This is a genomic window from Arcicella rosea, from assembly GCF_040543805.1.
GTDB lineage: Bacteria > Bacteroidota > Bacteroidia > Cytophagales > Spirosomataceae > Arcicella > Arcicella rosea.
The window spans coordinates 76,598-89,466 of record NZ_JBEUMS010000001.1 but is presented as its reverse complement, the minus strand read 5'-3'; the positions used below and the strand labels follow the sequence as shown (position 1 = coordinate 89,466).

At 34.3% G+C, this 12,869-nt stretch carries 12 protein-coding genes and 2 tRNA genes; 12 read left to right on the top strand and 2 right to left on the bottom strand.

Annotation, left to right across the window (positions count from 1 at the left end; all coding sequences use genetic code 11):
* Positions 1 to 16: 16 nt before the first annotated feature.
* Positions 17 to 1,198 carry a cation:proton antiporter gene (locus ABID42_RS00390; RefSeq protein WP_367281994.1) on the bottom strand — a complete coding sequence of 394 codons (1,182 nt, stop codon included), beginning with the start codon at positions 1,196 to 1,198 and terminating at the stop codon, positions 17 to 19.
* Positions 1,199 to 1,274: 76 nt separating this feature from the next.
* On the opposite strand from ABID42_RS00390, the gene ABID42_RS00385 reads away from it, so the two are divergent.
* The 10 genes from ABID42_RS00385 (at position 1,275) to ABID42_RS00340 (ending at position 10,017) form a co-directional block, all read left to right on the top strand.
* A complete protein-coding gene (locus tag ABID42_RS00385) occupies positions 1,275 to 1,694 on the top strand; it encodes a thiol-disulfide oxidoreductase DCC family protein (protein WP_367281993.1) in 420 nt (139 codons plus the stop codon).
* A gap of 107 nt (positions 1,695 to 1,801) precedes the next feature.
* Positions 1,802 to 2,683: an ACP S-malonyltransferase gene (fabD, locus tag ABID42_RS00380; RefSeq protein WP_367281992.1), complete on the top strand. Its 882-nt coding sequence runs from the start codon at positions 1,802 to 1,804 to the stop codon at positions 2,681 to 2,683.
* A 160-nt stretch (positions 2,684 to 2,843) separates the two neighbouring features.
* Positions 2,844 to 2,914: transfer RNA gene (locus tag ABID42_RS00375), tRNA-Gln, on the top strand.
* A 69-nt stretch (positions 2,915 to 2,983) separates the two neighbouring features.
* Positions 2,984 to 3,054, top strand: a tRNA-Gln gene (locus ABID42_RS00370).
* Between the two features lie 241 nt (positions 3,055 to 3,295).
* The gene (gene glmM / locus ABID42_RS00365) at positions 3,296 to 4,687 is read left to right on the top strand and encodes a phosphoglucosamine mutase (protein ID WP_367281991.1); all 1,392 of its coding nucleotides are present in this window, start codon (positions 3,296 to 3,298) and stop codon (positions 4,685 to 4,687) included.
* Between the two features lie 62 nt (positions 4,688 to 4,749).
* Positions 4,750 to 5,823, top strand: coding sequence for a hypothetical protein (locus ABID42_RS00360; RefSeq protein WP_367281990.1), 1,074 nt, complete (start codon positions 4,750 to 4,752; stop codon positions 5,821 to 5,823).
* Positions 5,824 to 5,934: 111 nt separating this feature from the next.
* Positions 5,935 to 7,077, top strand: coding sequence for a cysteine desulfurase family protein (locus tag ABID42_RS00355; protein WP_367281989.1), 1,143 nt, complete (start codon positions 5,935 to 5,937; stop codon positions 7,075 to 7,077).
* Between the two features lie 278 nt (positions 7,078 to 7,355).
* On the top strand, positions 7,356 to 8,699 hold the full coding sequence (gene eat / locus ABID42_RS00350; protein WP_367281988.1) for an ethanolamine permease: 1,344 nt from the start codon (positions 7,356 to 7,358) through the stop codon (positions 8,697 to 8,699).
* A gap of 46 nt (positions 8,700 to 8,745) precedes the next feature.
* Positions 8,746 to 9,468, top strand: coding sequence for an alpha/beta fold hydrolase (locus tag ABID42_RS00345; protein ID WP_323254751.1), 723 nt, complete (start codon positions 8,746 to 8,748; stop codon positions 9,466 to 9,468).
* Positions 9,469 to 9,480: 12 nt separating this feature from the next.
* Positions 9,481 to 10,017: a DNA polymerase III subunit psi gene (locus ABID42_RS00340; RefSeq protein WP_367281987.1), complete on the top strand. Its 537-nt coding sequence runs from the start codon at positions 9,481 to 9,483 to the stop codon at positions 10,015 to 10,017.
* A 50-nt stretch (positions 10,018 to 10,067) separates the two neighbouring features.
* On the opposite strand, the gene ABID42_RS00335 is transcribed toward ABID42_RS00340, so the two are convergent.
* Entirely contained in the window at positions 10,068 to 10,901 is an 834-nt protein-coding gene (locus ABID42_RS00335; protein ID WP_367281986.1) for a fumarylacetoacetate hydrolase family protein, read from the bottom strand.
* 182 nt (positions 10,902 to 11,083) lie between these two features.
* On the opposite strand from ABID42_RS00335, the gene ABID42_RS00330 reads away from it, so the two are divergent.
* Positions 11,084 to 12,313, top strand: coding sequence for a sulfite oxidase (locus ABID42_RS00330; protein WP_367281985.1), 1,230 nt, complete (start codon positions 11,084 to 11,086; stop codon positions 12,311 to 12,313).
* Between the two features lie 12 nt (positions 12,314 to 12,325).
* Entirely contained in the window at positions 12,326 to 12,751 is a 426-nt protein-coding gene (locus ABID42_RS00325; RefSeq protein ID WP_367281984.1) for a hypothetical protein, read from the top strand.
* Positions 12,752 to 12,869 lie beyond the last annotated feature (118 nt).

Genomic DNA, 12,869 nt, shown 5'->3' with positions numbered 1-12,869 from the left:
ATTAATCTGCTAACATTTATTCTTGTTGGTTTTGTTCATTTTGCTTAACATTCATCAGTCCAAACATCATGACCAATGCTGTTAATACAATTACTTGGATGATTAATGATTTATTCATGAGTGGAATATGCTGTTCAGGTTCAATGGCTAAAAAAAGCAAAATGGTTATTAATCCTCTTGGTGCCACAAAAAGTAAAGGTTTAAGTTTAAGTTTTGATAGTTTCAATTGAATGGCTCGAATAAAATAAATCATTAACACAATGCCTACAGCCCAACTCAAAGTATCTGTATTTAAAATTTCACTAGATTCAATCAAATAACCAAATAACAAAAAAAATAAAGCTCGAATTAAGAAAGTAGCTTCAGCAACTAACTCATGAAATTTATTGACTTCAGTTTCTAGTTGTTCAGGTTTTAATCGCTGAATCCAAGAGAATTGCTTGAGCTTGTCGAGATTCCCCAAGAAAAGTCCTAAAAGTAAAATGAAAATTAAACTTGGTAAATGAAACACTTTTGCAATAGCGTAAATCAATATTACCAGTAAAATAATAGGCCCAAATTTGATAGGATGGTCTATTTTACTCAGTAAATAGGATAAAGTAGCTGTAGAAATAAATGAAACAATAATAATAACGAGTAATTCTAAGCCAAATTCCATAAAAGAATTAAAGCTAATAGAAGCATTTAAAGCCACAAAATTGAAAAAAAGTACTCCGATAATATCTGATAAACTACTTTCGTAAATAATGAATTCTTTGTCGTGTGCTTTCAAATTCTTCACACTTGGAATGGCAATTGCGCTACTCACAACACAAAGTGGAATAACATTTATGAGGTTATTTTTAAATGCAGTATCTCCAAAATATTGGAATACCCCAGCTAAGAAAAATGCTAGAATTAATATTGGGAAAAAGCCTACTATAAATGATTTTTTGATGACTGGAATTTTTGATTTATCCAATTCTAATTCTAAAGCACCTTCTAGTACAATTAATATTAAACCAATAGTGCCTAAAACAGGTAAGATTGGGTTAAGATTTGGCACTTGTACTTGTGCTAAAGTAGTAACTTGTTTTACTAACCACCCTAAAAGAAGTAATAATATTACCGAAGGAATTTTTGTTCGAGAAGACGTCAAGTCAAATGCGTAAGCAATTAATAATAGCGAACAGATGGCAATAATGATGGTTGTAGTCATATTCTGAATGATTAAAGTTTAATTTGCATTATTTATTAGACTTCCGATTAAACTTGCTTTACTAAGATAATATTTTATGGGAAATATACACACGCCTTTAGTGGGGCAACAAGTAATTCTATTTGATGGCGTATGCAATTTTTGTAATGCTTCCATCAATTTTGTGATTGACCATGACCCTCAAAAGCGTTTTAAATTTGCCTCTTTGCAATCTGATTTTGGATATGAAGTATTGAAAAAGTATGATAGAAATACTTCAGATTTTGATTCGGTTATTTTGTTGAAAAACAATCGTTTATACATTAAATCAGAAGCAGCTTTAGAAATTGCCAAAGATTTATCAGGTTTTTGGAAGTATTTATCGGTATTCAGTATTTTGCCTACTTTTATCCTTGATTTTTTTTATGATTTGGTAGCAAAGAATCGTTATAAACTCTTCGGGAAATCGGAGGTTTGTAGAATGCCAAGTCCTGATTTAAAAGAAAGATTTCTCTGAACGAATAGTAAATAGTTGATTTGAATAGTTAATTTTGCGGACTTTTAGAGTCATAGAAACGCTATACTCTTTTTACTTATTTTACTCACATTCATTTAATTATTCAAATGAAAGCATACGTTTTCCCGGGTCAAGGCTCTCAATTTAAGGGCATGGGTAAAGACCTTTATGATAATTCAGCATCAGCTAAGGCATTATTCGAGCAAGCAAACGAAATTTTAGGTTTTCGTATTACAGATATTATGTTTGAAGGAACAGACGAAGAACTCAAACAAACTAAAGTAACTCAGCCAGCTATTTTCTTGCATTCTGTTATTTTAGCGAAAGAAACGGCTGATTTCAAACCAGAAATGGTTGCTGGACATTCATTAGGTGAATTCTCTGCTTTAGTTTCTGTTGGTGCTTTGAGTTTTGAAGATGGATTGAGATTAGTTTCTGCACGTGCTTTAGCCATGCAAAAAGCTTGTGAAAACAATCCTTCTACGATGGCAGCGGTTTTAAACCTGTCAGATGAAGTAATTGAAGAAATTTGTGCTTCTATTACAGATGAAGTAGTTGTTGCAGCTAATTATAATTGTCCGGGTCAAGTAGTGATTTCAGGTTCAAACGAAGGCGTGGCAAAAGCTGGCGAAAAATTGAAAGAAGCAGGAGCGAAGAGAGTATTATTATTACCAGTTGGCGGTGCTTTTCACTCACCATTGATGGAATCTGCACGTGAAGAATTAGCAGCAGCGATTGAAGCAACTCATTTTGAACAACCAGCTTGTCCGATTTACCAAAATGTAAATGCTCAACCTTCAACAGATGTTGAAACGATTAAAGCAAATCTTATTTCACAATTGACAGGTGCTGTTCGTTGGACGCAATCTGTAAGAAATATGGTTGAAGACGGAGCAACTGTTTTTGTAGAATGTGGTCCGGGTAAAGTATTACAAGGTTTGGTAAAAAAGATTGCTCCAACGGTAGAAACAAGCGGAGTTTCATTATAAAAGAATATTTGCAGATAAATTCGAACCTTTTTTTGAAATGTTAATGAACAAATATTCAATTACTTAGGAAGTTGAATGGATGTAAATAATTAATTTTTGAAAAAAGAGCTTGACAAAACCAAATTATACTACTAATTTTGCACCACAATTCAATTGCGATTGACCGATGGTGTAATGGTAACACTACAGTTTTTGGTACTGTCATTCATGGTTCGAATCCATGTCGGTTAACAAAAGAATTCTTGAAACATCGTTTCAAGAATTCTTTCATTAACAAGTCAAATCACAAAAGAATTAAATTGACCGATGGTGTAATGGTAACACTACAGTTTTTGGTACTGTCATTCATGGTTCGAATCCATGTCGGTTAACAGAAGCCTTCAGACTTTACAGTTTGAAGGCTTTTATGTTAATATCGTTTTTTCTAAAATGAATTTTGCTTTTGAGCATATTGGGGTTAGAAAAAACATTATGAAAAACAAAAAATTACCGTTAGATAAATTTATGTACAATTAAATTGATACAATTAGGGTTTATTTTAAGAAACAGGCTTTTTTATATTAACTTTAGTTTTTGATAATTTAACTATCTCCTTAAAATTTTATTAAGCAATTGACACTAATCAAATCAATATCGGGCATCAGAGGAACTATAGGTGGAAAAGCGGGAGAAGCCTTAACACCTTTAGACGTTGTTAAATTTACAGCTGCTTTTGGCACTTGGTTAAAGCGGAAAAACCCCGAAACACTTAAAATTGTAGTAGGGCGTGATGCTCGTCTTTCAGGCGACATGGTTTCCAAATTAGTAACAGGAACGCTACAAAGTTTAGGTTTAAGTGTAATTGATTTAGGACTTTCTACAACACCAACCGTTGAAATGGCTGTACCTGCTGAAAAAGCAGCTGGAGGAATTATTTTAACGGCAAGTCATAATCCTATTCAGTGGAACGCATTGAAGTTATTGAATGCTACTGGCGAATTTATTTCAGGAAATGATGGAGAAGAAATGCTTCAAATTGCTGAAAATGAGGATTTTGATTTTGTTGATGTTAAGAAATTGGGTACTTATGCCCAAGACAATACTTGGCTTCAAAAGCACATTGATTTGATTTTAGCTTTACCATTGGTTGATGTTGAAGCGATTAAAAATAAAGATTTTAAAGTAATCATTGATTCAGTAAACTCTTCTGGAGGAATAGCTGTACCGATGTTATTAGAAGCACTCGGTGTAACACAAATTACAAAATTACATTGCGAACCAACAGGACATTTTGCTCATAATCCTGAGCCATTGCCTGAAAATTTAACAGATATAACCAACGCAATGGAAAAAGGTAAATTTGACTTAGGAATCGTTGTAGATCCTGATGTTGATAGACTTTGTTTCATGTGTGAAGATGGTTCACCATTTGGGGAAGAATATACTTTAGTGGCCGTTGCTGATTATATTTTACAAAACAAAAAAGGGAACTCTGTTTCAAATCTTTCTTCAACTCGTGCTTTGCGTGATGTTACTGAAAAAGCTGGAGGCAAATATTATGCTTCGGCAGTAGGTGAAGTAAATGTAGTAACTTTGATGAAATCTTCGAAAGCAGTAATTGGTGGCGAAGGAAACGGAGGAATTATTTATCCAGAATTACATTATGGTCGTGATGCTTTGGTTGGAATAGCTTTGTTTTTAACACATTTAGCAAAAGCAGGAAAACGAATTTCTGTACTCAGAAAAGGTTATCCAGAGTATTATATTTCAAAAAATAAAATTGAATTGACTCCCGAAATTGATGTTGATGGAGTATTAGAAGCGATTAAAAAGAAATATTCTAAGAACCCAATTAACGATATTGATGGTGTGAAAATTGAATTTGATAAAGAATGGGTTCATCTCAGAAAATCAAATACAGAGCCAATTATTAGAATTTACTCAGAATCAGATTCTATTACAAAGGCTGATAATTTAGCAAAGAAATTAATAAGTGATATAAAGGAAATTGTTTCAGGGAAATAGTATTGACTTATTTTATTTACCGAGAATACACTTATTTATTGACAATTTAAAACTCAAGCTACATGAAAATATTATTATTAATTTCAACTATCCTATTTATCTTTTCATCAAGTTATGCTCAAAACTATGAAGAAGGATACTTTATTAAAGATGGTAAAAAGGTTGTAGGTTTTATCAATTATGAAAATTGGCTTAGAACGCCTAAAAGTGTTCAATTTAAATCCACTTTAGATGCTTACCCAGACCTAATTGATTCACAAAGTGCAGACGAGTTTACAGTACACAATGAATTGTACTTATCAAAAAAGATAAAAATCTTTGTGGATGTCAACAACCAGAAATCAATTAATGTTGAGACTGTTCCTACTTTGTTTGAAGGGGATAGATTTTTAAGGGTATTATTAAAAACAGACATAATCACACTTCTAGAATTTGTGGATTCAAATGAGAAAGTCCATTTGTTTCTTGAAAAAGATAATACTTTTCAGGAATTGTTTTTTTCAGAAGAATATCGCTACAATAAAGAAAATATCTTGTACATGGTAAGCAAGAAAGGTTACATTAGTCAACTGAGAGCGTTATTGGCTGATTGTAGTGCTATTCAAATTAATGATAATCTAGCTTATACTAAAAAAGAAATTTTAAAAATCTGCCTATCATATTTAAAATGTAAGGGTAATAATTCCGCATTTATAGTTAATACGAGTAAAAGTAAAGATGAAAAAATTACATATTCTGTAGGAGCAGTTGGCGGACATTTTTTAAAAGTGAACAATCCAAGTAATTGGATTGCTGGTTTGGCCTTGAGGATAAATTTTCCTAGAAATTTTAGAAATACTTTTTTATTAGTAGAGGCTAATTATAATAACATAAGAGAGTCAAGCGGACAATTTGCAAACCCTAATTACGATGATGCACTTCAAGTGTTTGGGGCGAACGTTTTAGGAGGTATGCACTTTGGTAAAAAAAATATAAGACCTTATGTAAATGTAGGTTTATCAGTGATGGATAAATTTGGAGGAGATGCCGTTGTAGGTATTGGAATGAGCTGGAAGAGAGCCGTGAAAATCGAATATAGAGAATTAACAAACGGAAGTTTAAGAAACGTAGCTTTCTCGTTTATGTATGATTTTTAAGGAAAAATTAAGATACCAATTTGATGAAATGTCAGACCACACGTGGGCTGACATTTTGCATTTATAAGAAATCCGATTAAACAGACAGAAGTAATAGACTTCATCAAAACAATGAATAGAATTTATTTAGATAATGCAGCAACAACTCCGATGGATAGAGCTGTTATCGATGCAATGTTACCCATGATGGAATCCAGTTTTGGAAATCCATCATCCATCCATACTCATGGTCGTGAAGTGCGTAATACGATTGAACGTGCTAGAAAATCAATCGCTGGTTTATTGAATACTTCGCCCGCTGAAATTTTCTTTACTTCTGGTGGAACAGAAGCTGATAATACTGCCATCGTTCGCTCTATTGAAGACTTTGGTATTACTCATGCCATTACTTCTCGTTTAGAACACCATGCCGTATTGCATACTTTGGAGTACATGGCTAAAAAAGGTAAAATCAAATTGAGTTATGTTGAACTAGACGATAAAGGTCACATTGATTTAACACATTTAGAAGTATTACTGCGTGATAATCCAAAAACATTGGTTTCGTTAATGCACGGAAATAACGAAATTGGTAATTTATTAGATTTGAATGTTGTCGGACAATTATGTGAAGATTATGTCGCAATTTTCCATTCGGATACTGTGCAAACGATGGCGCATTATCGTCATGATTTGCAACAATTGAAAATAGATTTTTTGGTGGGTGCGGCACATAAATTTCATGGACCAAAAGGGATTGGCTTTTTGTATATCAATGCGAAAAACAAAATCACGCCATTTATTCATGGTGGTTCACAAGAAAGAAATATGCGTGGCGGTACTGAAAATGTGTATGGAATTGTAGGTTTAGCAAAAGCATTAGAAATTGCCTATTCAGGAATGGATGAGCATAGAAAACACGTTGAGGCATTGAAAGCCAGAATGATTCATAGACTAAGTACTGAATTAGATGGTATCGAATTCAATGGAGATTCAGCTAATTTAGAAAGAAGTCTTTATACAGTTCTAAATGTAAGTTTTCCACCATCTGAAGAAGCAGATATGTTTTTGTTTAATTTAGACATTAACAAAATTTCAGCGTCGGGCGGAAGTGCTTGTACGAGTGGTTCGGATATTGGCTCACACGTGTTAACAGCTTTGAATGTTTCCCCTGAAAGACCTTCCGTGAGATTTTCGTTTTCGAAATATAATACGGTAGAAGAGATTGATTATGTGGTGGATAAACTTGTAAGTATTCTGAAAGTAACAGCTTAGTAAGCAACATTATCTATTTAGAATTTAATACAAAAGGCTCAGAGATTCTCTGAGCCTTTTGTATATTTGTTTAATTGCCAATTGTAAAATGGCTTTCAGTCGTCAGCTTTCGGTCTTCAATTTTTAGCGATAGTTTTTGAGGTTTTACTTTTAGAAATAGGTTTTAAAGAATATTTAGTGGTTTCCTTCTTAATTTAAAGGGTGTATTTTATCTAGTTTAATAATATATAGCATTACCAATTCATCAATATTTTAATCCTTATTAATATTATAAACTTATGCAAACAACCGACAGCCGACAGCCGATAACTGAGAAGGATCAACCAACCTTAAAGAAAGTAATCAACACCACTCAATTATGGGCAATTGCAGTTGGACTTGTGATTTCGGGTGAATATTTTGGCTGGAATTATGGATGGGCTTCATCTGGAACAATTGGCTTTTTAATCGCTACTTTATTGGTAACGGTGATGTACGTTACTTTTATTTTTTCTTATACTGAACTAACTACTTCTATTCCTCATGCGGGTGGCGCTTTTGATTACGCTCATCGTGCTTTTGGAAGAGTAGGAGGTTTCATTGCTGGTTTTGCTACTTTGGTTGATTTTTTATTAGCACCGCCAGCCATCGCTTATGCCTTGGGAAGCTATGTAAATTTTTTACATCCTGCTATTCCAGTTGTGCCAACGGCTATCGGGATGTATGTGATTTTTATCACGATTAATCTTTTTGGAATTAAAGAATCTGCCCGTTTTTCACTGTTTGTTACGATTTTGTCTGTCGTAGAACTGATAATTTTTATTGCGGTTATTTTTCCTTTTTACAAAACAGAAAATTTTCTGGCACATAATCCTCCGACGATTACTGCTAACAGTGTTTTTGCTGGAATACCTTTTGCTATATGGTTTTTTGTAGCGATTGAAGGCGTGGCAATGGTAGCAGAAGAAGTAAAAGAACCACGAACGACGATTCCAAAAGCTTATATTTCAAGTATTATTACTTTAGTGATTTTAGCTTTGGGAGTAATGATTTTGAGCGGAGGTGTTGGCGATTGGCGAACTTTAAGTAATATTGACTATCCTTTGCCCGAAACGCTTTCTATGGCTTTGGGGAAAAATAATAGTCTTTCGAAAATATTTGCTAGTTTAGGACTCTTTGGTTTGATTGCTTCGTTTCATTGTAACACGATTAGTTACTCTCGACAAATCTTTGCTTTGGCTCGTGCTGGTTATTTGCCTAAATTTTTATCAGTTGTCAACAGAAAATATCATACGCCACATTGGGCTTTGATTGCAGGAGGATTTGTGGGAGCAATCGCTATTTTTACGGGAACGACTGATAAAATTATCATCATGTCGGGTTTGGGTGCTGTGGTAATGTATGCGATGAGTATGTTGAGTTTATTGGCTTTGCGTAAAAAAGAACCAACACTCGACCGCCCATTTATTGCACCATTTTATCCATATTTTCCCTTGATTGCCCTTGTGTTGTCTGTCGTATGTATGTTCGCCATTATGTATTATAATCAGTGGTTAAGTGTATTGTTTTTTGGAAGTTTGGTTGTGTGTTTACTTGGATTCTTACTAAAATTTAGAGGGAGAGAAATCCCGAAAAATCATTAAAATAAAACGAATGAAACCTTTTGGTTAGCGTTCGTGAATGAATATTATGAAAAAAGCAGTTGTATTATTACATGGTTTTGGTGAAGATGCTACCATTTGGAGTGGTTATGTACCTTTTTTACAGAAGGATTTTTACATGATTGTTCCAGAATATGCACGACTGAGTAATTTGAAATCCATTGAAGATTATGCCGATTTTGTTGAAAAAGAAGTTACTTCAAAAGGATTTGAAAAATGTGTTATCATTGGGCATTCGATGGGTGGTTATATCGCTTTAGCTTTTGCTGAAAAATATCCTGAGAAAGTATTGGGCTTAGGACTTTTTCATTCTACTGCTTTTGCAGATTCCGATGAAAAAAAGGCCGCTAGAGATAAGAATGTAGAGTTTTTGAAAACACACGGAGCTGAAGCTTTTATCAAAGTATCAACGCCTAATTTATATGCGGAAGCTTTTGCTAAAAAGTATCCTGAAATTATTCAAAAACATATTGAAGCTTCTTCAACTTTGCCTGTCGAAGCATTGATTACAGGTATGGAAGCCATGCGTGACCGTCCAGACCGTAAGCATGTATTAAAATCTTTGCGTTGTCCAGTAATGTTTATTATCGGAGAAAAAGATAAAAGTGTAAATCCAGCAGATGCCAAAGCACAAATTATGATTCCTAAGTTTTTCTCTTCTTCAATTCTTGATGAAGTAGGACACATGGGAATGGTTGAAGAACCAGAAGATTGCTTGAAATTTGTAGGGAAGTTTTTGTTAAAATGTTAATTGTAGGAGATAATGCCTGAGAATAATACCATACTTTTTCAACAACTTTTTGCAGGAGAACAATTGTATGTAATTCCTGAAAAAAAGGTGCTAAATGAAGAAGTATCCATTGAAAAAAAACAGATTGTAGCACCGATTGCTGAACAAGTTGTAGCAACAATAAAGGTTGAGAAAGTACAAGAGCCTTTACATTTTGTGCCAAACCATAGAGTGGTTATTTTGGTAGATGATTGTAGCGATGCGGACCAAGCTTTATTGGGGAAAATTCTCACGGCAGTGAAATTAAATCTTAATCAAGTAGATTTAGTCCGCTTGGCTGATTTGAGCCAGATGAATGCTAGAACTGCTTTTTCTCAGAATCTAATCAGTCATTTTATCACTTTTGGGGTGGCTTTACAGAAAATAAAGCTTGAAATTCCACTCAATCCATATCAAACTAAAGAAATAAAAAACATTCGCTTTTTGTTTTCAGATGCTTTGAGTGAATTGCAAAATGATGTAGAAAAGAAAAAAGCCCTTTGGAAGGCTTTACAGGAAATGTTTTTGTAATAATAATTTACTTGATAGATTCAGTCAGAATCTACCAAGTAAATTAAATTTTATGCTTTTTGCTCTACTGTATTAGTAAGTGTTCCAATTCCTTCAATAGAAATATTCACGACGTCGCCAACAGCTAAAGTGAATTCATTTGGCGGCACAACGCCTGTTCCTGTCATCAAATATGCTCCGTGAGGGAAAGATGTTTCTCTAAACAAGAATGAAATCAATTCATTATGCTTACGCTTCATGCGATTGATGGCAATACTTCCCTGAAATTGTGAAACATTATCTCTTAAAATCTCTAGCGAAATTAAAGTATCAGGACTGATTTCTCCATCCGTTACATACAAACATGGTCCAATCGCAGCAGCTTTGTCATAACTTTTTGCTTGAGGTAAATACAAAGGGTTTTCGCCTTCAATGTCTCTTGAACTCATATCGTTCCCTGCGGTATAACCTACAATTTTTCCACTTGAAGTAGCAAAAAGTGTCAATTCTGGTTCAGGAATATTCCAAGCTGAATCTTTACGAATACGGACAAAATCGTTTGTTCCTACACAACGGCTTGCGGACGATTTAAAGAAAATCTCTGGGCGTTCTGCATCATATACACGAGCATAAAAATCGCCACCACCAGCATCTTTAGATTCTTCAATTCTAGCTTCACGGCTACGCATATAAGTTACGCCAGATGCCCAAATTTCTTGTTGACTGATAGGCGCAAGAATATCATTCCCAGCCCATTCAATGGCTGTTAGTGTCGCAATTTCCTTGCTTACTTGTTCATATAAATCATCACGATTTACATAAATATCCCAATTGCTTTCAGTAGATAAATAAAATTTACCAGCCGATTCTACGATAATTCCTTGTTTAGTTTTGTATATTTTCATATTAAATGTTGTTTCTATTTTGAGTGCATAAAATCCTAAAAGCGGATAGAAATACTATTTTTACTGAATAAATTGCTTTAAATATGTTAAAATAAGTCAACTTTGTAGTGAAGAATCAAACCACCTGATTTGCTAAAAATGTCGATTTAAACTTTAGTACATTATTGTAAGACAAATTAACAATGAAAAAAATGATTCAAGACAGACGAGACTTTTTAAAGAAAAGCACTTACTCTACCTTGTTGGGGTTAATTATTCCTAACGTTCCTTTTGCTCAAAAAACTCCTCAAATTTTAACGCCAGCTGAAGGTGTTTTGCCCCACTGGAAAAACAAAGAATTAATCATTCTTTCTGATAAACCTTGGAATGTAGAAACACCTCCACATTTATTAGACGACAAAGTAACGCCTGTGGAAAAAATGTTTATTCGTAATAACGGCTTGATTCCAGAAGGCAATATCGATATTAATACTTGGACTTTAACCATCGGTGGTGAATCTGTTAAAACGGCAAAGACATACAAACTCAAAGAGTTAAAGGAAAAATTCAAACATTATACTTATCAACTTACTTTAGAATGTGGAGGAAATGGACGTTCGGGCTATTTCCCACAGACTTCTGGAAACCAGTGGGAGCAAGGAGCAGTAAGTTGTGCTGAGTGGACGGGCGTTAGGCTCAAAGATATTTTGGCGGAAGTCGGTTTGAAAGATGATGCCGTTTATATTGGCTATTACGGACAAGATATTCACTTGAGTAGAACACCAAATAAGTCGGTAATTTCAAGAGGAGTACCTATTAAAAAAGCCTTGGAAGACGAAACGCTCATTGCTTGGGCTGTGAATGGCAAAGATATTCCTTTGGAACATGGTTTTCCACTTCGTTTGGTAATTGGGGGTTGGCCTGCATCTGTTTCTGGAAAATGGTTAGATAAAATTGTAGTTAGAAACAAGGAGCATGATGGCGAAAAAATGACTGGTCATAGCTACAGAGTACCGATTCATCCAATAGAACCGGGAGAAAAATTAGCTGAAACACCCGAAAATTTCAAAATTATTGGAGCGATGCCAGTGAAATCTTTGATTACTTATCCTAAAACGGGGGCCGTAATTGATGCTGGAAAAACGCTTACATTGCGTGGACACGCTTGGGCGGGTGATTTAACAATCAATGAAGTATCACTCTCGCTTGATTATGGTGTTACTTGGAAGAAATGTAATTTGGAAGCTCCCAAAAATCGTTTGGCTTGGCAACATTGGTCTTTAGCATTGGATTTTTCACAAAAAGGCTATTTTGAAGTATGGGTAAAGGCAACAGATAGTGAAGGAATTACGCAACCAATGGTAATTCCACAGTGGAATCCGGGCGGATATTTGAATAATGCTTGTCACAGAATTGCGGTGAAAGTCGTATAAACCAACATCGAGATGAAAGTTATCAACATATATTTATTTGTCGGAACGATATTGATTACTTTTTTTGCTTTCAAGCAAGCCAAGTATTCAACTCCGCAATCAGCAATCAAAACTCAAAACTCATATCTATCTGATTCGTTGACGATTGATTCAGAAACGGGATTAATTAACGATACCAATTTGATGATGATAAAGGCACAGTGTACCGCTTGCCATAATACACAGTTGATTCAGCAACATCGTTTTACTCGTGAAGGCTGGAAAGATAAAATCAGGTGGATGCAGAAAAACCATAAGTTATGGGATTTAGGCGAATCCGAAAAAGTTGTATTAGATTATTTAGAGAAGTATTATTCCCCAAAAATGGCTTCTCAGAAAATTCTAAACAGACGTGAATTATTGAAGACTACACAGTGGTATAAATTAGAGAATCCTTGATGTAAATTTCACCTCCTAAAATTTGACAATATTAAAAGTAAATTGTTTGTCAAATTTAGGAGGTGATAATATAGAACCAAAATCTTAAAGTCATTAATCCTAAAATCCTAAAAGTCCA

Excerpts from the sequence above, each read along its gene's own strand:
- ABID42_RS00345 (WP_323254751.1), top strand. The coding sequence starts at position 8,746 with ATGAAAAAAGCAGTTGTATTATTACATGGTTTTGGTGAAGATGCTACC.
- ABID42_RS00390 (WP_367281994.1), bottom strand. The coding sequence starts at position 1,198 with ATGACTACAACCATCATTATTGCCATCTGTTCGCTATTATTAATTGCT.
- ABID42_RS00355 (WP_367281989.1), top strand. The coding sequence starts at position 5,935 with ATGAATAGAATTTATTTAGATAATGCAGCAACAACTCCGATGGATAGA.
- ABID42_RS00330 (WP_367281985.1), top strand. The coding sequence starts at position 11,084 with ATGAAAAAAATGATTCAAGACAGACGAGACTTTTTAAAGAAAAGCACT.
- ABID42_RS00340 (WP_367281987.1), top strand. The coding sequence starts at position 9,481 with ATGCCTGAGAATAATACCATACTTTTTCAACAACTTTTTGCAGGAGAA.
- fabD (WP_367281992.1), top strand. The coding sequence starts at position 1,802 with ATGAAAGCATACGTTTTCCCGGGTCAAGGCTCTCAATTTAAGGGCATG.
- ABID42_RS00360 (WP_367281990.1), top strand. The coding sequence starts at position 4,750 with ATGAAAATATTATTATTAATTTCAACTATCCTATTTATCTTTTCATCA.
- ABID42_RS00325 (WP_367281984.1), top strand. The coding sequence starts at position 12,326 with ATGAAAGTTATCAACATATATTTATTTGTCGGAACGATATTGATTACT.
- ABID42_RS00385 (WP_367281993.1), top strand. The coding sequence starts at position 1,275 with ATGGGAAATATACACACGCCTTTAGTGGGGCAACAAGTAATTCTATTT.
- eat (WP_367281988.1), top strand. The coding sequence starts at position 7,356 with ATGCAAACAACCGACAGCCGACAGCCGATAACTGAGAAGGATCAACCA.
- ABID42_RS00335 (WP_367281986.1), bottom strand. The coding sequence starts at position 10,901 with ATGAAAATATACAAAACTAAACAAGGAATTATCGTAGAATCGGCTGGT.